This window comes from Achromobacter sp. CF-sbj1-Ac2-l, from assembly GCF_052698165.1.
Map to the genome: position 1 here is coordinate 4,316,002 of NZ_CP199855.1, position 25,617 is coordinate 4,341,618.

19 protein-coding genes are annotated in these 25,617 nt (G+C 68.4%); 15 read left to right on the forward strand and 4 right to left on the reverse strand.

Annotated features, from left to right (window positions below; translation table 11 throughout):
- Positions 1 to 20: 20 nt before the first annotated feature.
- The 5 genes from ACUDCK_RS19585 to ACUDCK_RS19605 are packed head-to-tail and all read left to right on the forward strand — an operon-like array spanning position 21 to position 5,176.
- Complete coding sequence (locus ACUDCK_RS19585) at positions 21 to 1,313, forward strand: O-antigen ligase family protein (protein ID WP_144654720.1); 1,293 nt, start codon at positions 21 to 23, stop codon at positions 1,311 to 1,313.
- Positions 1,306 to 2,436 carry a glycosyltransferase gene (locus ACUDCK_RS19590; RefSeq protein ID WP_064524264.1) on the forward strand — a complete coding sequence of 377 codons (1,131 nt, stop codon included), beginning with the start codon at positions 1,306 to 1,308 and terminating at the stop codon, positions 2,434 to 2,436. The genes ACUDCK_RS19585 and ACUDCK_RS19590 overlap by 8 nt, the downstream gene beginning before the upstream one ends.
- Before the next feature lie 12 nt (positions 2,437 to 2,448).
- A complete protein-coding gene (locus tag ACUDCK_RS19595) occupies positions 2,449 to 3,336 on the forward strand; it encodes a glycosyltransferase family 2 protein (protein ID WP_175166633.1) in 888 nt (295 codons plus the stop codon).
- Complete coding sequence (locus ACUDCK_RS19600; protein WP_054503062.1) at positions 3,333 to 3,893, forward strand: putative colanic acid biosynthesis acetyltransferase; 561 nt, start codon at positions 3,333 to 3,335, stop codon at positions 3,891 to 3,893. The genes ACUDCK_RS19595 and ACUDCK_RS19600 overlap by 4 nt, the downstream gene beginning before the upstream one ends.
- The gene (locus ACUDCK_RS19605; RefSeq protein ID WP_054503063.1) at positions 3,890 to 5,176 is read left to right on the forward strand and encodes a glycosyltransferase WbuB; all 1,287 of its coding nucleotides are present in this window, start codon (positions 3,890 to 3,892) and stop codon (positions 5,174 to 5,176) included. The genes ACUDCK_RS19600 and ACUDCK_RS19605 overlap by 4 nt, the downstream gene beginning before the upstream one ends.
- A gap of 72 nt (positions 5,177 to 5,248) precedes the next feature.
- On the opposite strand, the gene ACUDCK_RS19610 is transcribed toward ACUDCK_RS19605, so the two are convergent.
- The 3 genes from ACUDCK_RS19610 to ACUDCK_RS19620 all read right to left on the reverse strand — a co-directional run bounded on the left by ACUDCK_RS19610 (position 5,249) and on the right by ACUDCK_RS19620 (position 9,181).
- Positions 5,249 to 5,899, reverse strand: a complete 651-nt coding sequence (locus tag ACUDCK_RS19610) for a response regulator transcription factor (protein WP_054503064.1) — start codon at positions 5,897 to 5,899, stop codon at positions 5,249 to 5,251.
- Between the two features lie 369 nt (positions 5,900 to 6,268).
- Positions 6,269 to 7,015, reverse strand: coding sequence for a response regulator transcription factor (locus ACUDCK_RS19615; protein WP_064524407.1), 747 nt, complete (start codon positions 7,013 to 7,015; stop codon positions 6,269 to 6,271).
- Positions 7,016 to 7,579: 564 nt separating this feature from the next.
- Complete coding sequence (locus ACUDCK_RS19620; protein ID WP_175166632.1) at positions 7,580 to 9,181, reverse strand: glucosamine inositolphosphorylceramide transferase family protein; 1,602 nt, start codon at positions 9,179 to 9,181, stop codon at positions 7,580 to 7,582.
- Between the two features lie 353 nt (positions 9,182 to 9,534).
- Between ACUDCK_RS19620 and ACUDCK_RS19625 the strand changes: the two genes are divergently transcribed.
- The 10 genes from ACUDCK_RS19625 (at position 9,535) to ACUDCK_RS19670 (ending at position 23,972) form a co-directional block, all read left to right on the forward strand.
- Positions 9,535 to 10,206, forward strand: a complete 672-nt coding sequence (locus tag ACUDCK_RS19625; protein WP_054503067.1) for a TetR/AcrR family transcriptional regulator — start codon at positions 9,535 to 9,537, stop codon at positions 10,204 to 10,206.
- A gap of 57 nt (positions 10,207 to 10,263) precedes the next feature.
- Positions 10,264 to 12,612 carry an acyl-CoA dehydrogenase gene (locus ACUDCK_RS19630; protein WP_144654717.1) on the forward strand — a complete coding sequence of 783 codons (2,349 nt, stop codon included), beginning with the start codon at positions 10,264 to 10,266 and terminating at the stop codon, positions 12,610 to 12,612.
- Between the two features lie 29 nt (positions 12,613 to 12,641).
- Complete coding sequence (locus ACUDCK_RS19635; RefSeq protein WP_175166631.1) at positions 12,642 to 13,943, forward strand: acetyl-CoA C-acetyltransferase; 1,302 nt, start codon at positions 12,642 to 12,644, stop codon at positions 13,941 to 13,943.
- Positions 13,940 to 15,874, forward strand: coding sequence for a 3-hydroxyacyl-CoA dehydrogenase NAD-binding domain-containing protein (locus tag ACUDCK_RS19640; RefSeq protein ID WP_175166630.1), 1,935 nt, complete (start codon positions 13,940 to 13,942; stop codon positions 15,872 to 15,874). Before ACUDCK_RS19635 ends, ACUDCK_RS19640 begins: the two co-directional genes overlap by 4 nt.
- 116 nt (positions 15,875 to 15,990) lie before the next feature.
- Positions 15,991 to 17,301, forward strand: a complete 1,311-nt coding sequence (locus ACUDCK_RS19645) for an OmpP1/FadL family transporter (RefSeq protein WP_054503071.1) — start codon at positions 15,991 to 15,993, stop codon at positions 17,299 to 17,301.
- Between the two features lie 60 nt (positions 17,302 to 17,361).
- Positions 17,362 to 19,752 (forward strand): 3-hydroxyacyl-CoA dehydrogenase/enoyl-CoA hydratase family protein, encoded by a 2,391-nt coding sequence (locus tag ACUDCK_RS19650; RefSeq protein ID WP_175166629.1) that lies wholly within the window; start codon positions 17,362 to 17,364, stop codon positions 19,750 to 19,752.
- A 199-nt stretch (positions 19,753 to 19,951) separates the two neighbouring features.
- A complete protein-coding gene (locus tag ACUDCK_RS19655) occupies positions 19,952 to 21,151 on the forward strand; it encodes an acetyl-CoA C-acyltransferase (RefSeq protein WP_054503073.1) in 1,200 nt (399 codons plus the stop codon).
- 21 nt (positions 21,152 to 21,172) lie between these two features.
- A complete protein-coding gene (locus ACUDCK_RS19660) occupies positions 21,173 to 21,721 on the forward strand; it encodes a DUF4442 domain-containing protein (RefSeq protein WP_175166628.1) in 549 nt (182 codons plus the stop codon).
- Positions 21,682 to 22,278, forward strand: a complete 597-nt coding sequence (locus tag ACUDCK_RS19665; RefSeq protein WP_175166627.1) for a chalcone isomerase family protein — start codon at positions 21,682 to 21,684, stop codon at positions 22,276 to 22,278. The genes ACUDCK_RS19660 and ACUDCK_RS19665 overlap by 40 nt, the downstream gene beginning before the upstream one ends.
- A 2-nt stretch (positions 22,279 to 22,280) precedes the next feature.
- Positions 22,281 to 23,972, forward strand: coding sequence for an AMP-binding protein (locus ACUDCK_RS19670; RefSeq protein WP_054503075.1), 1,692 nt, complete (start codon positions 22,281 to 22,283; stop codon positions 23,970 to 23,972).
- A 66-nt stretch (positions 23,973 to 24,038) separates the two neighbouring features.
- Here ACUDCK_RS19670 and ACUDCK_RS19675 read toward each other — a convergent pair whose 3' ends face one another.
- Positions 24,039 to 25,607: a sulfatase-like hydrolase/transferase gene (locus tag ACUDCK_RS19675; RefSeq protein ID WP_054503076.1), complete on the reverse strand. Its 1,569-nt coding sequence runs from the start codon at positions 25,605 to 25,607 to the stop codon at positions 24,039 to 24,041.
- Between the last annotated feature and the right edge of the window lie 10 nt (positions 25,608 to 25,617).

Here is a 25,617-nt window from a genome sequence, read left to right on the forward strand (position 1 = left end):
CACCCAGCCATGGAGCCGCCATGCATCCGCACCGCCGTCTTTCCACGTTGCACCTGCTGGGCCTGTTCGCCTTCACCGCGCTGGCGCTGAACGACGACCACTTCATCCTCGGGGTGGGCAGCTTCAAGCTGTCGCCGTTCGACGTGCTGTTCGTCGCCATCCTGGTGGTCAAGGCGCTGCGGCTGGCGGACCCGGCCGCCTATGCCCTGCCGCGCGGCGCGCTCGGCATGCTGCTGGGCCTGCAGGTGCTGACGGTGATCTACCTGCTGCTGGTGTCGCTGCATCATCCGGGCATCGAGACCGGCGACGTCGCCCGCGACCTGCGCATCGTCTTCTACTTCCTGAGCGTGCCGTTCCTTTGCTACAAGGACATCGACAGCCCGGCGGCCTACGCCCTGCTGCAAAAGTACATCGTGGCGGCGTGCCTGGCCGTGGCCACGCTGATGCTGCTGGAGCAGTTGCAGGGCTTCAGCGTCGCCAACCCGCTGCGCAACGTGCGGCTCGGCGTCTGGGCGATTCCGTTCGGCGTGGTGTCGCTGCTGTACTTTCGCAAAACGCTCAACGTGTCCGGCCCCAAGGCCTACGCATTGACGGTGTACATGCTGCTGGCGCTGGTGTTCTCGCTGAACCGCAGCCAGTACCTGCAACTGATGGTGTCCGTGCTGCTGGCGGTGATGCTGGCGGCCGGTTCCGACGTGCGCCGCCGGGTGGTGATGATCTTCGCGCCGGCGGCGGTGGCCGGCATCCTGGTGTTCGCCAGCATCGGCTACCTGGAGGTGCTGACCAACCGCGTCTTCAGCGTCGAACGCCTGGACGAGGACTCCAGCTACGGCGCCCGCATCCAGGAGATGCAGGGCCAGATGGACTCGTTCGCCGAGAGCCCGGTGTTCGGCAAGGGCGCCGGCTTTCGCAGTTGGGTGATGGGCGAGAACGGCTTCGAACTGAGCACGTTCGCGCACAATTCCTGGGCCTTCTACCTGATGAAGTTCGGCATCGTCGGCACGGCGATGATCATGCTGCCGCCGCTGCTGATCCTGCTGCTGTCGCTGTTCCGGCGCTACGCCCACCCCGGACTCGAACTGCATCGACGCTATCTGCTCGCCACGGCGCCGATCTACATCTTCATCGACTCGCTCTCGGGCGGCCTGGCGTACGCCCCCAAGACCGCCTTCACCGGCTTCCTGCTGTGCTACTGCCTGTCGCTGATACGCAATGCGCGGGCCATGCCCGTGCCCACGCCCGCACCCGCGGCTCCCAGCCCCCGTCCGGACACCATGCGCCGGGCGTCACCGCGAGTACTGCCCCATGCCTGATGTCCTGTTCGTCGCGCCCGACCTGCACGGCGGCGTCGGAAGATGCGTTGCCTTCATCGCCGATGCCCTGCCCGAAAGGGGCCTGGACGCCGCGCTGTTCCTGCTGCGCTCGCGCAACCGCGAGTACCCGGTCGCCAATCCACGCGTGACACGGGCGCTGCCGGTCATCGAATCGCCCACCTCGCTGCGGCTGATGCTGCCGGTGGCGTTCTGGCGCCTGCTGAAGCAGATCCGCCGTGACCGGCCCGCCATCGTCTGCTCGCACGGCCTGCTGTGCAATATGCTGGTGGTGCTGGCCAGGAAGCTGCTGCGCGGCAAATTCGCCACCGTCGCCTTCGAGCACAGCAGCCCCGCCATCCATTACGGCGCGTCGCGCATGCGGCGGCTCAAGTGCTGGCTGGTGAGCCAGACCTACCGCCGCCACGACGCCGTCGTCGGCGTGTCGCGCGGCGTCAAGGAAGACCTGGTCAGCATGTTTCCGCCGCTGCGCGGCAAGGTGCGCACCATCTACAACGGCGTGCCGCTGGACGAGGTGCGCGAGCAGAGCGCGACGTCCACGGACGCCGAGCCTGCCGCCGCGCCCTACCACGTGGTCGCGGTCGGCCGCCTGGAGGCCGTCAAGGACTATGCCACCCTGATCGACGCCGCCGCGCTGCTGGACGACCCGGGCATCCGCTTCACCATTTTGGGCGAAGGCTCGGAACACGCGGCCCTGCAAAAGCGTATCGACGCGCGCGCCTCGCGCAGCCCGGTGACGCTGGCCGGCCACATCGACAACCCGTTCCCGGTCATCGCCGGCGCCGGCGCCTTCGCCCTGACCTCGGTGCGCGAGAGCTTCGGCAACGTGCTGGTCGAGGCGCTGTGCCTGGGGGTTCCTGTCATTTCCACCGATTGTCCGCACGGGCCGGCCGAGATCCTCGACGCCGGCCGCTACGGGCTGCTGGTGCCGGTGGGCGACGCGGCGGCCCTGGCCGCGGCGGTGCGCCGCCTGGCCTACGACGGCGACATGCGCGCGAGACTGGCGGCCGACGGCCCCGGGCGCGCCGACGCCTTTTCACTGGAGCGGCACTGCCGCGACGTCATCGAGCTGTTCCAGCCGCTGATGCGGCGCGCCGCCTCCTGAAAGGAAAGCATCATGTCCAAGATACCGGTGTCCGTGGTCGTCATGACCAAGAACGAGGAACGCAACATCGCCAAATGCCTGAAGGCGCTGGCCGACTTCGACGAAGTCTTCGTGGTCGATTCCAACAGCACCGACGCCACCTGCGCCATGGCCGCCGCGCTCGGCGCCAAGGTGAGCAACTTCCAGTGGAATGGCAAGTACCCGAAAAAGAAGCAGTGGTGCCTGGAGCAGTTGCCCTTCAGCCACCCGGTGGTGCTGTACGTCGACGCCGACGAGGAAATGACGCCCGAGCTGGCCGCCGAGATCCGCGCCGCGCTGCCGCGCTTTGCCGCCGGCGCCGGCGGCGCCTTCGTGCCGTTCGACTACGTGTTCTGCGGACGCAAGCTGCGCCATGGCCATCGCGTCTACAAGCTGGCGCTGCTGGCGCGCGAGCGCTCGCGCTTTCTCGACTACGACGACCTGGACGTGGCCCACATGTGGGAGGTCGAGGGCCACTACCAGCCCCAGGTGCAGGGCGCAACCTTCGCGCTGCAGGCGCGCATGGTGCACAACGACCACGACTCGCTGTACCACTACTTCGACAAGCACAACCGCTACTCCGACTGGGAAGCCAACCTGCGCATCAAGGGCCTGATGAACGACCCGCGCGAGGCCAACGTTGGCGCGCGGGCGCTGCTCAAGCGCGTATTCCAGGCGATGCCGTTCAAGGCGCCGATCTCGTTCCTGCATTCGTACGTGCTGCGGCTGGGGTTCCTCGACGGACGCGCCGGCTTCGACTACGCCATCGCGCGCGCCATGTACTACTGGCAGATCCGCATCAAGACCGAGGAGATCCGGCAGGCGCGACTGGCCGAGCCCGAGCGCGGACAGCGTGACGCGGTGGCCGGAGCCGCCAAATGAGCGCGCTGCAGCGTCTCGACCAGTTCGCCGTGGCGCCTGGACAGCGCGGCCGCTCGGCGTTGACGGTGCAGTTGTGGTGGCTGGTGCAGGGGTCGCTGTTCCGCTGGTCGCCGCAGGTGGCCTACGGCTTCCGGCGCTGGCTGCTGCGCTGCTTCGGCGCCCGCGTCGGGCGCAAAGTCCTGATCCGGCCCAGCGCCACCGTGACCTATCCCTGGAAGGTGGAAATCGGCGACTACGCCTGGATCGGCGACGACGCGGTGCTCTACAGCCTGGGGCCGATCCACGTCGGCGCCCATGCCGTGATCTCCCAGCGCAGCTACCTGTGCGCGGCCGACCACGACGCCGGCAAGCCCGACTTCCCGCTGCGCGAACGCGCTGTGCGCATCGAGGAAGGCGCCTGGGTCGCCACCGACGTGTTCGTCGGCCCAGGGGTCACCATCGGCCGCGAGGCCGTGGTCGGCGCGCGCAGCTCGGTGTTCCGCAACCTGCCGCCCGCCATGGTGTGCCTGGGCAATCCCTGCCGTCCCGTCAAACCCCGCGTGGAGCCGCCAACATGAAGATCCTTCTGTACAGCATCAACTACGCGCCGGAGCTGACCGGCATCGGCAAGTACAACGCGGAAATGGCCGAATGGCTGGCCGCCCGCGGCCACCAGGTCAGCGTGGTCACCGCGCCGCCCTACTATCCCCAATGGCAGGTCCACGACGGCTATCACGCCGGCCGCTACCGCCGCGAGACGCGCGCCGGCGTCGACGTCCGGCGCGCGCCCTTGTGGGTGCCGCGCAAGCCCGGCGGCGCCAAGCGCCTGGTGCACCTGGCCAGCTTCGCGCTGTCCAGCCTGCCGTCGCTGCTGCGGGCCGCGGCAGGCCGGCCGGACCTGATCCTCGTGGTCGAGCCCGCCCTCTTCTGCGCCCCAGCCGCATGGCTGGCGGCGCGGCTGAGCGGCGCGCGCGCCTGGCTGCACATCCAGGACTATGAAGTGGACGCCGCCTTCGACCTGGGCCTGCTCAAGGGCGCGCGACTGCGCGGCCTGGTGCAGCGCGCCGAGCGTTGGCTGATGCGGCGCTTCGACCGCGTCTCGACGATTTCCCGGCGCATGCAGGACCTGGCGCTGTACAAGGGCATCGACCCGCAGCGCGCGGTGCTGCTGCCCAACTGGATCGACGTCAACGCCATCGCGCCCGACCGCGCGGGCAATCTGCGCGCCGAGCTCGGCATTCCGGCCGACGCGGTGGTGGCGCTGTACTCGGGCAACATGGGCGGCAAGCAGGGCCTGCTCACGCTGGCGCAGGTGGCGCGGTTGCTGGAGCACGAACCGCGCCTGTGGTTCGTGTTCTGCGGCCAGGGCCCCGAACGCGCGCCGCTGCAGGCGCAGTGCGAGGGCCTGGCGCGGGTGCGCTTTCTCGACCTGCAGCCCTGCGAACGCCTGGGCGCGCTGCTGAACACCGCCGACATCCACCTGCTGCCGCAACGCGCCGGCGCCGCCGATCTGGTCATGCCGTCCAAGCTGACCGGCATGCTGGCCAGCGGCCGTCCCGTGGTGTGCGGCGCCGCGCGCGGCACCGAGCTGGCCGGCGTGGTGGCGCACTGCGGGCTGGTCACCCCGCCCGAGGATGCCGCGGCCATGGCCGAGGCCGTGCGCAAGCTGGCCAACAACGCGCAGGTCCGCGAGACCCTTGGCACCGCCGCGCGCCGCCACGCGCTGCGCTACCTGCACATCGACGCGGTGCTGGCGGCCGCCGAACGGGAGTTCGCGGCGGTGGTCGATCCCGTCACCGTGCCGGCCGCGCCCAGCCCTGCCAGCGCCGCCAGCGCCGCGCGCCGCGACACGGGCCGCTGACGCCGCCATCACGGCCTGGCGCCATCCAGGGCGGCGCGCTTGAGGGCGCGCCGCCTTTTTCCTGGGACTTCTTCAGGTGGGTTCGCCGGGCTTGCCACTGCCGCGCACCAGGCCCATCTGCACCGCGATGTAGGCGGCCTCGGCCTGGTTGCGCGCGTTCAGCTTCCAGTACAGGGTGCGCGCATGGCTCTTGACCGTGGCCACCGAAATGCCCACGTGCTGGCCGATCTCGCGCATGGTCTTGCCCTGCACCAGCAATTGCAGGATCTCCTCCTGCCGCTGCGTCAGCTCGCGCAATTCCGGCGCCGCCGTCTGCGAGGCGCCCAATGGCCGCGCCGCTGGCTGCGGATAGCATTCCCCGCCCGCCAGCACCAGGCTGACCGCGGCGGCCAACGCATCCGGGCTGGAGGCCTTGGGCAGATAACCCGCCACGCCGGCCCGCGCGCAGGCGGCCATGACGTTCTGGTCCAGCACCGCGTAGAGCGCCAGCACCAGGCGCGGCATGAACAGCGCCATCGCCTGCGACAGCAGGCCGATGTCGGGCTCGGTTACCCCGCTGCAGCCGACCACCAGCAATTCCACTGGCCGATTGATCGAGCCCGGCATGTTCAAGAGATGGGCTGGCGAGATCGCCAGGATGTCCTCGGCATTGCGCACGCGCTCCAACACATGCTGGATAGCGACGCGAAGCAGCGCGTAGTCTTCGATCAGAACGGTTGTCATCCCGGGGGGAACCTTGTGACACAGGGTCCAGACACGGTTCCCATGGCAAGGCGGCGCACGGCAGCGACGACGGTTCCGGCGCGTCACCCGGCTCACGGGAATCTCGTCCGCCGCGCGGGGTGGGCTCTGGCGGCATAGCGATTCGCCGTCTCAACCCATGCTTGCGGACACAACCCATGCTATCAGCGGCTACGTTCGCTGAATCTCGTACAGGAGGATGATTGGAGGAGGAATGCTGCGGCACGGCGACCGCCGACGCTGCAGTGTATGCCCTAGGCGGGATGGCGGGGAGCGCCCGGCCGGGCCGATGGGCGGGGGCCGCGCGCGGTCTGGCGGACGGCGCGAGCCGGGGCGCCGAGCCCCGGCGCTTCAGCCCAGCTTGCGCCCATACATCTGTCCGGCGTCCACGTCGCGAGCGTTGGGCTCATGCCATTCCAGCGTGGCGCCGCGTTGCAGCGCCGCGTACACGGCCTCGCCCTTGTTCTTGACGTGCAGGCGTTGGTACAGCGTGCAGGCATGCGTTTTCGCGGTGGCCACCGAGATGTTGAGCATGCGGCTGACCGTCTTGATGGGATAGCCCCTGGCCAGCAGCACCAATACCTCGTACTGGCGCGGCGTGATCTGCAGCAACTGCGCGCCCGCGCTGATCGGCATGGTGCCCTTGCCAGCGTCATCGGTCTCGCGCGCCGGCAGCACGCAACTGGCCTGAGCCGGCGCCTGCAACGCCTGCTCGCTCGGGAAGCACTGCCCGCCCGCCATGACCAGGCGGATGGCCGCTTCCAGGATCTCCACCGACGCCGTCTTCATCAGGCAACCGTACACGCTGGCGCCGGGCAAGCCCTGCACCGGCATCGGCAGCGGCATGACATCGGTCAGCAGCAGGATGCGCTTGGGGCTGAGTTCGCGCTGGATCTCATGCAGCGTGCTCCAGGCTTCCTCGCTGTCCACGGGCAGGCCGTAGATCAGAAGATCTGCGCCGGCATGCGCCCCGTTGGCCTTCGAGACATCGGCCAACCCCATTCCTTCGATTTCCCACACATCGTCCAACTTGCTCAGAATCTGCCATAACCCCAGCCGCAGAAGCGGATGGGCTTCAATCAGGACCATCTTGGCCATGGTGGCCTCCCGGTTGTTCAACAGGCCTAGAAGGGATCTTCGCTGTGCTGAAGACTATTTTTTTTCCAACCCCGCGGGGGTGGTCCGCGATTTCCCGGAATATCTAATGACGCTGCACCGGGCCATTTGGGCTGGGAGACTTTCGTAGCCAACATAACGGATGGCATGAACCCATCTTATGGTTCGAAATTGGCAAAATCAAGACGCTGGCAAGCGATATAATCCGACAAAAACAGAAATCATTCGTTAGCCGTAAACGTACTCATAAAACAGGATGAGACACCCCTCTCATCCTTTCATCCGCTAGGGTTTCCACCAAGCCCATCCGCGCGCAAAGCCCCGCGCCAAGCGGCTTCCAGGCCGGCAGGCCGGCTTGGGCAAGTCCATGTTCAAGGCATGCACGGGGGGAACGGGGCGCGACCGGCGCCGACGGAAAGGCAGTCGCGACGCGGCCGGATCGGGCGGCAGACTTGTCGATATGTTTCCACCGACACATTATTCCCGTGGCTATCCGCCGCAAAAGAAATATAGGTAACACTTTTATTTTCCGGTAGCTTGCGTCATTTACTCCATATACGCGAAGTCAAATACCGTATGGCCACCCTGATGATGCCAATGGTGCATTGAAGCATGGCGTTTTTTCAGGAAGCTGGCGTAGTGGATCTCGCCGTCGGTCTCGACGTAGGTCGACGGCGACAGTTCTTCGATCCGGTTCAGCGAAACGCCCTTGCCGTAGTGGCAGAAGCCCTGGTACTGCGCGCAGCGGATCACCTCTCCGCCAGGCGAGACAACGATCCCGGCGTTGCGGGCCCGCATCGGGTTGCGCACGATCGGGTTGCAGGCGTGCGGCGTCCAGTGGCTCGAGCGCGGCGAGTCGGCGAAGAAGGCGAACAATTCATCGCAGTGATTCTGGCCGTCGGTGCGATCGATATTGGTTAATAGCCACCAGTATTCACCGCGTTTGAAAATAATAGTATCGACCGCAGAAACATCGGTCATGAGCGTCAGATCCAACTCCCATTTCAGCGGAAATTCCGTGCATTTCCATAATTCAATACTCCGATTTCCGCACGTTTCCGGCACCATGTACGTCGTTCCTTCATATTCAAAAATATACGGAAAGGATAAATGGTAAGGCAGATTCAGGGCGGTCCCGAGCAACTGGAAAGCCCCGTTTTCATAGGTGGCGACCGAGATCGTTCCCTTGCGCGAGTGAAAATCGTAATCCTCGAAAAAAATATATGGATGATCGCCCCGCATATAAACAAACGGATCCGCGAAAAAACGCCCCTTGGGAGGCTGCAATACCATGGCCTCGGATACCACCGCCTGTTGCCGGGTCGATGGGAACATACCGATTCGCCAACGCACATTGCGCCTCATGACGCGGCGCACAATCAAATCGGTCATTAACCAGGCCTGACGGGCGATATAGGCGGCGCTATCCCACTCGGCCGGATCGTCGCGGCGCTGGCCGCTCATGATCTGCATGCCGGGAGGCGTGGCGCCAGGCCGCGCCCGCGCCAGCGCCAGCAGCGCGTCATAGACCATGAAATTGCCGAGGCTGAACGCGCGGGTCTGGTTCTTCAGCCAGAACACCTCGGTATTGAAACTGCGCTGGTCCAGTAGCGCATCCTCGTCCGCGCTGGCGCCCACCCGCCACAGCTTCACGGTGGTGTGGTCCTCGCGCTGATAGACCTCCCAGAACCCCGCATAGCGGCTGGTGGAAACGGCGATGTCGGAATAACTGAGCCGCCAGATGCCGTGCCGCGCCCAGCCCGCCATCCGCGAGCGCGGCGGCGGCAGCGCGCCCAGCATGATCACCAGGTCCAGCCCCAACGCCGCCACGCCGTCATCGCGTCCGCTGTCACGCGGGCCCGCCGGCAGGGTCAGCACCGTAGTCGATGCGGGCAGGCCGTGGCGCAAGTCGCGGCAGGCCAGCATCTGGCGCTGCCGCGCCGGCAGCAGGCGCGACTCCAGCCGCGACAGCGTGCCGAACAGCGCCTTGGCGCCAAACCGCGGCGCCAGGCCGGCGGTGTCTTTCTCCATGACCAGCAGTGCGGAAAGATCGAAATCCTGGCTGCGCGCGAGCCACTCAGCCATGTCGTGGATCCAGCCGGGCTGGTCGGTGCCATCGATCAACAGCCCCACTCTGTAGGTCTTCATGTCTCCTGCTCCTGTGTCAGGTCGATATGGCCTGCGGCACCGGAACGGCGATCGGGCTCGCCAGGCGCATCCACGGTGCCACGCTCTCAAGTCCTCGCTGTGATACTGCGGCGTTTCGCCCCGACCTTCCAGACGGCTTTCATCCTAGGGCGCAAGTCCGAGGCCAAACGGCGCAACGCCGTTTGGACGACACGCCGCGCGCCGCCTCAGCCAACGGCAGGGGTTCTCATGCAAAGGAACGAGCGCCTCACGCACTCCGTTTTTAGGGGTAAACCCTATTCGGGATTGCAGGGGTCGCACGCTTGCGATCTTTTACGCATACTGCTTTCAAACGAACGTTTGAATTCAACTTAATGCAAGAACTCAGATCCTCCAGCACGCGCGAATCGATCCTGGACACCGCCGAAGCCCTGTTTGCCCAGCAGGGGCACGACGGCACGTCCATGCGCCAGATCACCGGCGCGGCGGGCGTCAACCTGGCCTCGGTCAACTATCACTTCGGCTCCAAGGAATCGCTGGTGCAGGCCGTGCTCAAGCGCCGCCTGGAAGTCCTGAACCGCGAACGGCTGCGACTGCTCGACGAGCTCGAGGCCCAGGCCCAGGGCAAGCCGCTCAAGCCGTCGCAGATCGTCGACGCCTTCTTCGGCACGCTGCTGCGGCTGGCGGCCGATCCCGAACAGGCCGGCAGCACGTTCCTGCCGCTGCTCGAACGCACCATGACCGACCCGGCCGGCTTCATCCGCGCCCTGTTCGCCGAGGAATACGCCGACGTGCTCGAGCGCTATCGCAATGCCTTGTTCGCCGCCCTGCCCGACGTGCCGCGCGCCGAAATCGTGTGGCGTTTCCAGTTCATGCTCGGCGCCACCTCCTACGCCATCATCGGCACCGACCTGCTGCGCTCGGTGACCGGCTGGACGCTGGACGAGTCCGAGCAACCCGACAACCCCGAGCTGCTGCTGCCCCGCCTGATGAGCTTCCTGCTCGGCGGCCTGCGCGCTCCGCTGCCGCAGCACCCCGCCACCTAGGGCCCCGGGTCGGCGCGGCGCGGCGGTTCCAGAGAATTCAAAAAAGGAGACTAGGAAATGAACGCAGTCATCGTCGCGCTGATCGTCATCGCGCTGCTGGCCGTCATCCTGCTGGGCGTGCGCCCGCTCAGGCGGGCCTTGCTGTCGGCGCCGATCTTCAATCTCTACCGCAAGGTGCTGCCGCAGATGTCTGACACCGAGCGCGACGCGCTCGAGGCCGGCACGGTGTGGTGGGAAGGCGAGCTGTTCCGCGGCCGCCCCGACTGGAAGCGCATGCTGGCCTACCCGCGCCCGCGCCTGACCGACGAGGAACAGCACTTCCTCGACCACCAGGCCGAAGAGGCCTGCCGCATGGTCAACGACTGGAACATCACGCAGGAGCGCTTCGACCTGCCCCCCGAGGTCTGGGACTATCTCAAGCGCAGCGGCTTCCTCGGCATGATCATCCCCAAGGAATACGGCGGCCTGGCCTTCTCGGCCTATGCCCACTCCGAGATCGTGACCAAGCTGTCGACGCGCTCGTCGGCGCTGGCGGTGTCGGTGATGGTGCCCAACTCGCTCGGCCCCGCCGAGCTGCTGCTGCACTACGGCACCGACGAACAGAAGAACCACTACCTGCCGCGCCTGGCGCGCGGCGAGGAAGTGCCGGCCTTCGCGCTGACCAGCCCCTGGGCCGGTTCCGACGCCGCCGCCATTCCCGACAGCGGCATCGTCTGCAAAGGCGAATGGCAGGGCCGCGAAGTGATCGGCATGCGCGTTAGCTGGGACAAGCGCTACATCACGCTGGCGCCGGTCTGCACGCTGCTGGGCCTGGCCTTCCGCCTGTACGACCCGGACGGCCTGCTGGGCGGCAGGAAGGACATCGGCATCACCTGCGCGCTGGTGCCGCACGACCATCCCGGCGTGGACACCGGCCGCCGCCACTTCCCGCTGAACGCCATGTTCATGAACGGCCCGACCCGCGGCCAGGATGTGTTCATGCCGCTGGACTTCATCATCGGCGGCCCGGCCATGGCCGGCCAGGGCTGGCGCATGCTGATGGAATGCCTGGCGGCCGGCCGCTCGATCTCGCTGCCATCGTCCAACACCGGCATGTCCAAGCTGACCGCCCGCGCCGTCGGCGGCTACGCCCGCGTGCGCAGCCAGTTCCGCACCCCGGTCGGCAAGTTCGAGGGCGTCGAGGAGGCGCTGGCCCGCATCGGCGGCCACACCTACATGATGGACGCCGCGCGCAGCATGACCGCCGGCGCCGTCGACCTGGGCGAGAAACCGTCGGTGGTGTCGGCCATCGTCAAGTACCACGTCACCGAGCGCGCGCGCCAGGTCGTCAACGACGGCATGGACGTGATCGGCGGCAAGGGCATCTGCCTGGGGCCCTCCAACTTCCTGGGCCGCGCCTATCAACAGATCCCCATCGGCATCACCGTGGAAGGCGCCAACATCCTGACCCGCAGCCTGATCATCTTCGGCCAGGGCGCGATCCGCTGCCATCCCTACGTGCTGGCCGAGATGCGCGCGGCGCAGTCGTCCGACCGCAGGCAGGGCCTGATCGATTTCGACCAGGCCTTCTGGGGCCACGTCGGCTTTGTCGCGCGCAACACGCTGCGCGCGCTGGGCACCGCCCTGACCGGCGGACGCTTCATTGGCATCGACGCCGACGTCGCGCCTGAGATGAAGCGCTACTACCAGTTGCTGAGCCGCTATTCGGCCGCTTTCGCGCTGCTGGCCGACACCTCGATGCTGGTGCTGGGCGGCAGCCTCAAGCGCCGCGAACGCCTGTCGGCGCGCCTGGGCGACATCCTGTCGCAGATGTACCTGGCCAGCGCCGCGCTCAAGCGCTTCGAGGACGAAGGCCGCCAGAATGCCGACGCGCCGCTGGCGCACTGGTCGGTGCAGGACGCGCTGTTCCGCTTGCAGGACGCCATCGACGGCGTGCTGGAAAACTATCCCAACCGGGTGGTGGCGTGGAGCCTGCGCCGCATCGTCTTCCCCTGGGGCCGGCCGCAGTCGCTGCCGTCGGACCAACTGGGCCAGGACGTGGCTCGGCTGCTCATCAACCCCGGCGCGACCCGCGACCGCCTGACCGCCGGCTGCCATCTGCCCGCGACCGCCGACGAACCGGTCGGCGCGATCGAACAGGCGCTGGCCGCCACGCTGGAGGCCGAGCCGATCGAATCGAAGATCCGCGAGTTCGAGAAGCGCGGCACGCTCGAAGGCAATCCGCAGGCCAACGTGCGCGACCTGGCCGACGCCGTCTTTGCCGCCGGCGGCATCACCGCCGAAGAATATGCGGTGGTCAAGCGTCGCAATGCCTTGCGCGATAGCGTGGTGAGAGTGGATGATTTCCCCTTTGACCTCGGCGTCACAGGCGCGGTCAAGCCAGCGGCCGAACGCAAGGCCGCCTGAGGACCCAGTCAACACGCAGAGGAGATCGGATGGCATTCAAACCGGTATACGTGGTCGACGGCGCCCGCACGCCATTCCTGAAGGCGCGCACGGGCCCCGGCCCGTTCGCCGCCGGGGACCTGGCGGTGCAGACCGGCCGCGGCCTGCTGTTGCGCCAACCCTACGCGCCCACGGACCTGGACGAGGTCATCGTCGGCTGCGCCGCGCCGTCGCCCGACGAAGTCAACATCGGCCGGGTGATCGCCCTGCGCCTGGGCTGCGGCAACAAAGTGCCCGGCTGGACCGTGATGCGCAATTGCGCTTCGGGCATGCAGGCGCTGGACTCGGCCATCGCCAACATTCAGACCGGACGCTCGCAATTGGTGCTGGCCGGCGGCGTCGACGCCCTGTCGCGCGCGCCGGTGCTGTTTTCCGACGACATGGTGCGCTGGCTGGCCGGCTGGTACGCGGCCCGCGGCGTCGGCGCCAAGCTCGCCACGCTCGCCACGCTCGGCCGCCTGCGCCTGCGCCACCTGGCGCCGGTCATCGGCCTGCTCAAGGGCCTGACGGACCCGGTGGTGGGCCTGTCGATGGGCCAGACCGCCGAGAACGTCGCCACCCGCTTCGGCATCAGCCGCCAGGCCATGGACGCCTATTCGGCGCAGAGCCACGCGCGCGCGCTGGCCGGGCGCGCCAACGGCGCCTTCGCCGAGATCACGCCGCTGATCGACACGCAGGGCAAGCTGTACCCGGACGACGACGGCGTGCGCGAGGACTCCACGCCTGAAAAGCTGGCCAAGCTCAAGCCGGTGTTCGACAAGCCCTGGGGCAACATCACCGCCGGCAACAGCTCGCAGGTCACCGACGGCGCGGCGATGCTGGTGCTGGCCTCCGAGGAAGCGGTGCGGCGCTGGAACCTGCGGCCGCTGGGCCGCATCATCGACAGCCAGTGGGCCGGCCTCGATCCGGCCATGATGGGCCTGGGGCCGGTGCACGCCGCCACCCCGATCCTGCAACGCCACGGACTGGGCCTCAATGACCTGGACTTGTGGGAGATCAACGAGGCCTTCGCCGCGCAGGTGCTAGGCTGCCTGGCGGCCTGGCGGGACGAGGCCTATTGCCAGGAACACTTCGGCACGCCCGCGTGGGGCGAGCTCGATCCGGCGCGCCTGAACGTGGACGGCGGCGCCATCGCCATCGGCCATCCGGTGGGCGCATCGGGCGCCCGCATCGTGCTGCACCTGCTGGAGGCGCTCAAGCGTCGCGGCGCGCGCCGCGGCATGGCCGCCATCTGCATCGGCGGCGGCCTGGGTGGCGCCATGCTGGTCGAAACCCTGGAGGACCGCCCATGAACACGCTGGAGACGCTCTCGCACTGGCGCCTGGAGCGCGACGCCGACGGCCTGGCGTGGCTGACGTTCGACCGCGCCGGCAGCGCCGTCAACGCGCTGTCCGCCGACACCATGGCGGAACTGGCGACGGTGCTGGACGCGCTCGACGCGCAGCCGCCCAAGGGCCTGGTGATCCGCTCGGGCAAGCCGACCGGCTTCATCGTCGGCGCCGACGTCAACGAATTCGCCGAACTGAACACGCCGGAACAGGGCCGCGCCCTGGTGGCGCGCGGCTGGAACCTGTTCAACCGCCTGGCGGCGGTGCGCTATCCGACGCTGGCGCTGATCCAGGGCCACTGCCTGGGCGGCGGCCTGGAACTGGCGCTGGCCTGCCGCTACCGGCTGGTGGAGGACGCGCCCGGCGCCTCGCTGGCGCTGCCGGAAGTGATGCTGGGCATCTTTCCCGGCTGGGGCGGCATGCTGCGCCTGCCGGCCGTGGTCGGCGCACCGGCCGCGCTCGACATGATGCTGACCGGCCGCGGCGCCGACGCGCGCCGCGCGGCCGCGCTGGGCCTGGTGGACGCGCGCGTGCCGACCCGCCTGCTGCAGGCGGCGGCGCGCGGCATGGTGCTGTCGGGCAAGCCGCCGCGCCGCGCGCACGGCCTGGGCGCCTGGCTCAACCGCTGGCCGCTCAAGGCAGTCGCCGCCAAGCGCGCCCGCAAACAGGTCGCCGCCAAGGATCCGCTGGGCCACTACCCGGCCGCGCCCGCCATCATCGAACTCTGGGAAAAGCACGGCGGCAACGCCTTGCAGGCGCCGGCGCTGATCGACACCATCATCGCCTCGGATACCGCCCGCAACCTGCTGCGCGTGTTCCGGCTGCAGGAGCGCCTGAAGGCCAACGGCCGCCAGCCCGGCATCGCGCCGGTGCGCCACGTGCACGTGGTCGGCGCGGGTGTGATGGGCGGCGACATCGCCGCCTGGTGCGCGCTCAAGGGCCTGACCGTGACGCTGCAGGACCAGGACATGGCCCGCATCGCGCCCGCCCTCAAGCGCGCCGCGACGCTGTTCTCGCGCCGCCTGAAGGACCGGCGCGCGGCCCGCGCCGCCTTCGACCGGCTGATGCCCGACCCCGCCGGCGGCGGCGTGCCGCTGGCCGACGTGGTGATCGAGGCCATCAGCGAGAACCCCGAGGCCAAGCGCGGGCTGTACCAATCGCTGGAGCCGCGCATGAAGGCCGACGCGCTGCTGGCCACCAACACCTCCAGCCTGTCGCTGGAATCGCTGAGCGCCGGGCTGGCCCGCCCCGAACGGCTGATCGGCATCCACTTCTTCAACCCCGTGGCCAAGATGCCGCTGGTGGAAGTCGTGCACGCGGACGGCACTGCCGCGCAAACGCTGGCGCGCGCCAACGCCTTTGTAGGACAGATCGGAAAATTGGCCTTACCGGTGCGTAGTGCCCCCGGTTTCCTGGTCAATGCGGTGCTGGCACCGTATATGCTTCAGGCCATGCGAAATATCGATGAAGGTCTATCGCCAGCCGCCGTGGACGCGGCCATGGTGGCGTTCGGCATGCCGATGGGCCCGCTCGAACTGGCGGACACGGTCGGCCTGGACATCGCGCGCGCGGCCGGGCAGGAGCTGGCTGGCGGCGCCGAGCCGCCGCGCTGCCTGGCCGAGAAGCTGGCGCGCGGCGACCTGGGCAAGAAAAGCGGGCGCGGCTTCTACACCTGGCGCGACGGCAAGCCGGTCAAGGACGGCCACGGCGGCGCACAGGCGCCGGCCGGCCTGGCAGAGCGCCTGATCCAGCCTTTGATCGATGCCACCCGCGAGCGGGTCGAGGCCGGCGTGGTGGCCGACGCCGACCTGGCCGACGCCGGCGTGATCTTCGGAACCGGCTTCGCGCCGTTCACGGGCGGCCCCCTGCATTACCAGAGCAGTCGCAGTGCCTAACGCAGCAACGCGTCAACAAACCAAACCGGCCTGGACCCCCTTGAGCCGGATAGACCGGGACGACGAGACCGGCAGTGCCATAGAGACATACCTATCCAACATGAGGAGGCAGTACCATGAGCAGACGTTCATTGTCCCTGAGCACCCTGTCGGCCATTGTGGTCGGCCTGGGCGCCACCAGCGCCGCCCACGGCGCCGGCTTTCAGCTCCTGGAGCAGAACGCCAGCGGCCTGGGCAACGCTTACGCGGGCTCGGCGGCAAATCCGGAAAACGCCAGCATCATCTACTACAACCCGGCGGGCATGACCTACCTGCCGGGCATCAATGTCTCGGGCGGCGTCAACCTGATCAAACCCTCGTTCAAGTTCTCGGACAACGGCAACACCCGCAATCCGACGGCGCTGGGCGGCACTCGCCCCACCGGCGGTGACGGCGGCGACGCCGGCAACCTGGGCGTCGTGCCCAACCTGTACGGCTCGTGGCAATTGAGCGACCAGTGGTTCATCGGCCTGGGCATCGGCGCGCCGTTCGGCCTGATGACCGAATACGACAAGGGCTGGGAAGGCCAATACCACTCGAACAAATTCGAGATCAAGACGATCAACATCAACCCGTCGATCGCCTACAAGGTCAATGACAAGTTCTCGATGGGCTTCGGCGTGAACTGGCAGCACATCGACGCCAACTACAAGAAGAAGACCGTGGTGCCCGTGGCCCTGCCAGGCGGCGGCACGTTCATCACCAACGGCGACGCCGACCTCAACCTGAAGGGCGACGCCTGGGGCTGGAACGTGGGCTTCATGCTGCAACCTACCGAAGACACCCGCATCGGCCTGTCGTACCGCTCCAAGATCAAGCACACGGCCAAGGGCGACACCGACATCGACAACATCGGCCCGACCCGCCAGTCGGTCTCGTTCGACGCCAAGGCCTCGGTCGACCTGCCCGACACCCTGATCCTGAGCGCCACCCATCAGCTCAACGAGAAGTGGGAACTGCTGGGCGACATCTCGTGGACCGGTTGGAGCAGCATCCCCGACCTGAAGATCCGCAACTCCGGCGCCGGCGCGCGCGATGACGACCTGCCGCTGAACTTCCGCGACACCTGGCGCATCGCCGTGGGCACGACCTACAAGTTCGCGCCGGACTGGAAGTGGAAGTTTGGCCTGGCCTACGACCAGTCGCCGGTCCACAAGGCCGAGGACCGGCCCACCTCGCTGCCCGACAACGACCGCTACTGGTTCTCGACGGGCGTGCAGTGGCAGGCCACCAAGAGCACCACGCTGGATCTGGGCTATACCTATCTGTACCTGCGCAAGACGGATATCGACACCACGTCCGGCAACGCATTGACGAAGGGCCGCGTCGCGGGCACCTATGACAGCAGCGGCCACATCTTCGGCCTGCAACTGTCGTCCCGCTTCTAGCCCCGCCGGGGCGGATGACGGGCCGGCCCCGTCTTCCGCCCGCCTTTTCAGGAGACTTCCTTGAGCAAGTTCGTCGTCAAACACGTCGCCGTGCTGGGTGCCGGCGTCATGGGCGCGCAGATCGCCGCCCACCTGGCCAACGCCGGCGTGCCCGTCACGCTGTTCGACCTCGCCGCGCCCGAAGGCGACCGCAACGGCATCGTCAAGAAAGCCCTGGCCGGCCTGAAGAAGCTGGAGCCCGCGCCGCTGGCCAGCCCCGCGCGCCTGGCCCTGATCACCCCGGCCAACTACGACGACCATATCGAACAACTGCGCGGCTGTGACCTGATCATCGAAGCGATCGCCGAGCGCATGGACTGGAAGACCGCGCTGTACGAGCGCATCGCGCCGCACGTCGCGCCCGGCGCCATCATCGCCTCCAATACCTCCGGCCTGTCGATCGACGCGCTGGCCAACGCCCTGCCGGCCGCGCTGCGCGACCGCTTCTGCGGCATCCATTTCTTCAATCCGCCGCGCTACATGCGCCTGGTGGAAATCATCGCCACCGCGCACACCCAGGCGCCGGTGCTGGACCAGCTCGAGACCTGGCTGACCTCCGCCCTGGGCAAGGGCGTGATCCGCGCGCTCGACACGCCCAACTTCGTGGCCAACCGCATCGGCGTGTTCTCGATCCTGGCCGCCATGCACCACACTCAGCGCCTGGGCCTGGGCTTCGACGAGGTCGACGCCCTCACCGGCCCCAAGATCGGCCGTCCCAAGAGCGCCACCTACCGCACGGCCGACGTGGTCGGCCTGGACACGCTGGCCCACGTGGTCGGCACCATGGACAAGAACCTGCCGGACGATCCCTGGCACCGCTATTTCACGCTGCCCGCCTGGCTGTCGGCCCTGATCGCCAAGGGCGCGCTGGGCCAGAAAAGCGGCGCCGGCGTCTACCGCAAGGCCGGCCGCGAGATCCAGGTGCTGGACCTGCAGGCGCAGGACTACCGCCCCAGCGCCGGCAAGCTCGCCGACGAGGTCGCCGCGCTGCTGAAAGAACGCGATCCGGCCAGGCGCTTCGCCGCGCTGCGCGCCAGCGAGCATCCGCAGGCCCAGTTCCTGTGGAGCCTGTTCCGCGACATCTTCCACTACAGCGCGGTGCAGCTCGGCCAGGTGGCCGACAACGCCCGCGACCTGGACCTGGCCATGCGCTGGGGCTTCGGCTGGGCCCAGGGCCCGTTCGAGACCTGGCAGGCCGCCGGCTGGCAGGCCATCGCCCGCGCCGTCGCCGAAGACATCGCCGCCGGCCGCGCCATGAGCGACGCGCCGCTGCCGGCCTGGGCCCTGGAGCCCGAGCGCCAGGGCGTGCACACGCCGGCCGGCTCGTATTCCGCGCGCAGCGGCAAGCTGCATCCGCGCTCGGCGCTGCCGGTCTACCGGCGCCAGTTGTTCCCCGAGCGCGTGTTCGGCGAAGGCCCCGACGACCGCGGCACCACGGTCTGGGAAAACGAAGGCGTGCGCCTGTGGAACCTGCCCGAGGTCGACGCCGGCATCGCCATCCTGTCGGTCACGTCCAAGAACCACACGCTGGGCGCCGAGGTGCTCGAAGGCATCCTGCAGGCCGTGGCCCGCGCCGAGCGCGAGTTCGACGGCCTGGTGATCTGGCATGACGCGCCATTCGCGGTGGGCGCCAACCTGCAACAGGTGTCCGAAGCCTGCGCCGCCGGCCAGTGGAACATGCTGGAAGCCACCGTCGAGAAGTTCCAACGCACTTCGCAGGCCTTCAAATACGCGCAGATCCCCACCGTGGCGGCCGTGCAGGGCATGGCGCTGGGCGGCGGCTGCGAATTCCTGATGCACGCCTCGCACCGCGTGCTGGCGCTGGAAAGCTACATCGGCCTGGTCGAGGCGGGCGTCGGCCTGATCCCGGCCGGCGGCGGCAGCAAGGAATTCGCCGGCCGCGCCGCGGCGCTGGCGGCAAAGACGGCCACGCCCGGCGAGGTGTTCCCGTTCCTGCAGCCGGTGTTCCAGACCATCGCCATGGCGCGGGTCGCCAAGAGCGCCATCGAGGCGGTGGACCTGGGCTTTGCGCGCGAGCAGGACATCGTGCTGTTCCATCCCGGCGAGCTGCTGTTCGTGGCCATCGGCCAGGCGCGCGCCGCCGCCACCGCCGGCTACACGCCGCCCCCGCGGCTGCAGGACGTGCCCGTGGCCGGCCGCAACGGCATCGCCAACTTCGAGATGGTGCTGGTCAACATGCGCGAAGGCGGCATGATCAGCGCCCACGACTACCGCGTGGCCCGCAGCGCCGCCGTGGCGCTGTGCGGCGGCGAAGTCGAGACGGGTGCCAAGGTCGACGAGGAATGGCTGCTGGCGGTCGAGCGCAAGGAGTTCGTGGCGCTGCTGCGCACGCCCGAGACCCTGGCCCGCATCCGCCACACCCTGGACACGGGCAAGCCATTGCGGAATTAAGCCCCCCCTAGCGCCTGCGGCGCCTCCCCCAGGGGCGCCGCAGGCGGACCGGCGGAGCCGAGCATCGGTCCCCCCGAAGCGCCTGCGGCGCTACCCCCAGGGGCGCCGGCGGCGGACCGGCGAAGCCGGATCCGCGCGGCCCCGCTAGTGAGAAACCGTGATGGACGTAGGGTGACTGTTATGGATACGAGGAAATGATATGAGCAAGCAGATTCAAGAGGCTTACATCGTTGCGGCGACGCGGTTGCCGGTGGGCAAGCGCAATGGGGTGTATGCCACCACGCGGCCCGACGACATGCTGGCGGCGGCGCTGCGGGGCGTGCTGAAGCAGACGCCGTGGCTGGATCCGGCGCGCATCGACGATGTCATCACCGGCTGCGCCATGCCGGAAGCCGAGCAGGGCATGAACGTGGCGCGCATCGGCCTGTTGCTGGCCGGCCTGCCGCAAAGCGTGGCCGGCGTCACCGTCAATCGCTTCTGCGCCTCCGGGCTGCAGGCGGTGGCCGACGCCGCCGCCCGCATCCGCACCGGGGAAGCCGACATCATGATCGGCTCGGGCACCGAATCCATGAGCGCCATGCCGCAGATCATGGGCAACAAGGTGTCGCTCAACCCGGCCATCTTCTCGCACCCCGAGAACATCGGCATGGCCTTCGGCATGGGCCTGACGGGCGAAAAGGTCGCCGAGCAATGGAAGGTGTCGCGCGAAGACCAGGACGCGTTCGCGCTGGCCTCGCAGCAGAAGGCCAACGCCGCCATCGCGGCCGGCCATTTCCGCGCCGAGACCACGCCGTTCGAGGTGGTGACGCGGCTGCCCGGCGGGTCCAAGGGCGACGTGCGCGAGAGCCGCCGCCTGGTCGAAGTCGATGAAGGCCCGCGCCCCGACAGCAGCGCCGAGGGACTGGCGCGGCTCAAGCCCGTGTTCGCCGCCCGCGGCAGCGTCACCGCCGGCAACAGCTCGCAGATGTCCGACGGCGCAGCCGCGGTGGTGCTGGTGTCCGAGCGGGTGCTGCGCGAATTCAACCTCAGCCCGCTGGCGCGCTTCGTCAGCTTCGCCGTGGCCGGCGTGCCGCCCGAGATCATGGGCATCGGCCCCATGGCCGCCATTCCCAAGGTGCTGGCGCGCGCCGGCATCGCCCAGGACGACCTGGACTGGATCGAACTGAACGAAGCCTTCGCCGCGCAATCGCTGGCGGTGATGCGCGAGCTCCAGCTCGACCCGGCCAAGGTCAACCCGCTGGGCGGCGCCATCGCGCTGGGCCACCCGCTGGGCGCGACCGGCGCGATCCGCACCGCCACACTGATGCACGGGCTACGCCGCACCGGCGGCAAGTACGGTCTGGTGACGATGTGCATCGGCACCGGCATGGGCGCGGCGGGCCTGTTCGAGGCCATGTGACGCAAGCCGGATGGAAAAGCCGTGAAGCCCTATTGGTTCAAACGCCTGTCGCCGGCCTGGCGCGCGCGCCTGATGCGGGTGGGATTCAACCTGCATCCGGCGTTCCGCGCCACCGGCGGCCGGGTGTTGCACGTGTCGCACGATTTCCAGCACATCCGCATCAAGCTGCCCCTGCTGCGGCGCACGCGCAACATCGTCGGATCCATGTATGGCGGCTCGCTGTTCGCGGTGACCGACGGCGCCCATCCCACCATGCTGATGGCGGCGCTGGGCGCGGACCACATCGTGTGGGACAAGGCGGCTTCCATCCGCTACCGCAAGCCCGCCTATACCACGCTGTATGTGGACTTCCGGCTGCCGCCGGGAGAAATCGCGGACATACGCAGGATTCTTGCGCGTGACCACGAGACCACCCGGACCTACACCGTGGAATTGAAGGACAAGGACGGCGTCGTCTATGCCGTCGTGGAACGCACGATCTACATCGCCGACAAGAAGTACTACAAGCAGAAAACGACTGGAGGAGACCCATGCGTGACACCATCCCCGGAGGGCGCACCGCCGCCCTGAGCCTGGTCCTGGCCGCCTGCCTGACGGCCGCCCCCGCGCTGGCCGCCGACATGGACGTGGCCGGCGTGCGCCTCCCCGCGCAGTTGTCCGAAGGCGGCCGCGCGCTGGTGCTGAACGGCGCCGGCCTGCGCACCAAGTTCGTGGTCAAGGTGTACGTGGCGGCGCTGTATGCCAGCGCCAGGAGCCAGGACGCCAAGGCCTTGATCGACAGCAACGAACCGCGCCGCATGCGGCTGCAACTCTTGCGGGATGTCGATAGCAAGAGCCTGGACGCGGCGCTGCAGGAAGGATTGCGCGACAATACGCCCAAACAGGAACTCGCCGCGCTGCAACCGTCCGCCGCGCGCCTGTCGTCGCTGATGGCCGAGATCGGCTCGGCGCGCGAAGGCGATGTGATCGACCTGGACTTCGACGCCCGCGGCGTCACCATCACCGATAACGGCAAACAGCGCGGCAGAATCGACGATCCCGCCTTCGCCCGCGCCCTGCTGCGGGTGTGGCTGGGCGACAACCCGGCGCAGTCCTCCCTGAAAAAAGCCCTACTCGGAACCCCGTGAAGATGGAACGAATCTGGCAAAAGAGCTACCCCCCGGGCGTGCCCGCGGAGATCGAGCTGGACGAGGCCACCACGCTGGCCTCGATCGCGCGCGACAGTTGCCGGCGCTTCGCGGACAAGGCCGCGTACATCAGCATGGGCAAGACGCTGACCTACGGCGAGCTCGACGCCCTGACGCGCGACTTCGCCGCCTGGCTGCGCGCCAACGGCCTGCGCAAGGGCGACCGCGTGGCGCTGATGATGCCCAATCTGCTGCAGTATCCGGTGTGCCTGTTCGGCGTGCTGCGCGCCGGCTGCGTCGTCGTCAACTGCAATCCGCTCTACACCGCCCACGAACTCGAGCACCAGTTGATCGATTCCGGCGCGCGCGCCATCGTGGTGGCCGACAATTTCGCCGCCACCGTGCAGAAGGCCCTGCCGGCCACGGCCATCGAGCGGGTGCTGGTGACCTCCATCGGCGAACTGCTCAGCCCGCTCAAGGGCCGGCTGGTCGATTTCGTGGTCAAGCGCGTCAAGCGCATGGTGCCGGCCTGGTCCATCCCCGGCGCGATACGGCTGCGCGACGCCCTGCGCGCCGGGCGCGACGCGCCGTTCGACGAAGTCGCCCTGACGCAGGACGACCTGGCCTGCCTGCAATACACCGGCGGCACCACCGGCGTGGCCAAGGGCGCCATGTTGACGCACGGCAACCTGGCCGCCAACGTCACCCAGGCCCACGCCTGGATCAAGCCGCTGGTCAAGGACGGCGAGGAATGCATCGTCACCGCCCTGCCGCTCTACCATATCTTCGCGCTCACGGCGAACTGCCTGGCCTTCATGAAGATCGGCGCCAGCAACCTGCTCATCATCAACCCGCGCGACATCCCCGGGTTGATCAAGGAGATGGGCAAGGTGCCGTTCAGCGCCTTCACCGGCGTCAACACGCTATTCAACGCCCTGCTCAACCATCCCGATTTCGCCAGGCTGGATTTTTCGCGCCTGCGCCTGACGATGGGCGGCGGCATGGCGGTGCAGCGCGCCGTGGCCGAGCGCTGGCTGGCCGTCACCGGCCGGGCGCTGGCGCAGGCCTATGGCCTGACCGAGACCTCGCCCGCCGTGACCATCAATCCGCTCGACGTGAAGGTCTTCACCGGCTCGATCGGCCTGCCCGTGCCGTCCACCGACCTGTCGATCCGCGACGACGACGGACGCGAGCTGGGCGTGGGCGAACGCGGCGAGATCTGCGTGCGCGGCCCGCAGGTGACGCGCGGCTACTGGAACCGGCCCGACGAGACCGCGCTGGTGATGACGCCCGACGGCTATCTGCGCACCGGCGACGTCGGCTACGTCGACGACACCGGCTATGTCTTCCTGGTGGACCGCAAGAAGGACATGATCCTGGTGTCCGGCTTCAACGTCTATCCGAACGAGGTCGAGGACGCCGCCGCGCTGCATCCCGGCGTGCGCGAAGTGGCCGCCATCGGCGTGCCCGACGAACGCTCCGGCGAAGCAGTCAAGCTGTACGTGATCCGCAAGGACCCCAACCTGGACGCCGAGACGCTGATCGCGCACTGCCGCACCCAGCTCACCGGCTACAAGGTCCCGCGCTACATCGAGTTCCGCGATGACCTGCCGCGCACCAACGTCGGCAAGATCCTGCGGCGCGAACTCAAGCCGGCCGCCGCGGCGCCGCAGAAGGACACCGCGGGCGCCTGACGCAAACCTGGGCGCGGCCGCGGACGGCAGCCCGCGCGCCGCCGTCTGGCGCCGCGCGCCGGGCGCTCACCACTGCCCGAAGAACACCCCGGCGCGCTTGTGCGCGTTGGTGCCCTGCTCCACCGCCGCATCGCTCAGGGTGGTGCGGCGCTTGCCGCGCAGCATCCAGTCAAGCAGGCGCTCTCGCAGTTGCGCCCGCACCACGGCGTGCGCGGCGCTGGCGCCCAGGTCCTGGAACTCGTCGGGATCGGCCTGCAGGTCGTACAGTTGCTCGGGTTCGTCCAGCCAGTACACGTAGCGCCAGCGGTCGGTGCGGACCGACCAGGCGCGCGCGTTCTGCGGCGTCTTGCCACGCAGCAGGCGCGCCTGGCGGAAGCTGTAGTCCAGTTCCGAGAACACGCAGTCGCGCCAGGGATCCTCGGCGCCACGGCCGTGCAGCACGGTCTGCAATTCGCGCCCTTCGAGCCGGTGCCACGGGCGCGGCGCCTGCAGCGCGCGCAGCACCGTCGGCACCAGATCCACGCTTTCCACCATGTCCGCCAGCGCCTGGCCGCGCGTCGCATCGGCCTCAGCCGACGGGTCCATCACGATGAACGGCACGCGCTGCACGGTGTCGTAGAACAGTTCCTTCTCGCCCAACCAGTGGTCGCCCAGGAAGTCGCCGTGATCCGCCGTGAACACGATCAGCGTGTTGCGCATCAGGCCCGCGCCTTCCATGTAGTCGAACAGCCGCCCCAGGTGGTCGTCGAGCTGGCGGATCAGGCCCTGGTAGGCCGGACGCACCACGCGCACGCATTCATCGGTCGAGAAGCTGACGCTTTCCTCATGCTGGCGGTAGGCCGCCACCACCGGATGCGCGCCGGCCAGCTCCTCGCGGCTGCGCCGCACCGGCAGGCACTGGTCGGCCGTGTAGCGCTGATGGTAGGGCGCCGGCGCCATATAAGGCCAGTGCGGCTTGACGTAGCTCAGGTGCAGCACCCAGGGCTGGCTGCCGCGCTGCTGCATGAAACGCAGCGCCTGGTCGGTCATGTAGGCGGTCTCGGAATGCGGCTCGGCCACCCGCGACGGCAGGTGCACGTTGCGCATGTTCCAGCCGCTGACCACCTGGCCGTGGGCGTCGACGCCGGCAATGACGTAGTCGGTCCAGGGGTCGGCGCTGTCGTAGCCCTGGCTGCGCAGGAACGCGGGGTAGCCGCTTTCCTTGCCCGGTTCGTGGTGGCCGTCGTAGCGATCGACCTCGATGAAGCCGCCGCGCGACAGCAGCGCGCCCAGCTCGGAGCCGCCGTCGATCGACAGGCGCTCCATGCCGGCGCGGTCGGGAATGACGTGGGTCTTGCCCGCCAGCGCCAGGTCGCGCCCCTGTCCCGCCAGGTATTCGCCCAGCGTGATCTCGTTGACCGACAGCGGCACCCGGTTCCAGGTGGCGCCGTGGCGCGACGGATAGCGCCCCGTGTAATAGCTCATGCGCGACGGGCCGCACACGCCGGAATTGACGAAAGCCCGCTCGAAGCGCGCGCCGCGCGCGGCCAGCGCGTCCAGGCTGGGCGTCTGCAAATAGGGATGGCCATAGCAGCTCAGGTGATCCGCCCGCAACTGGTCGGCCATGATGAACAACACATTCTGCACCGTGCTCATCGTCGCCCGC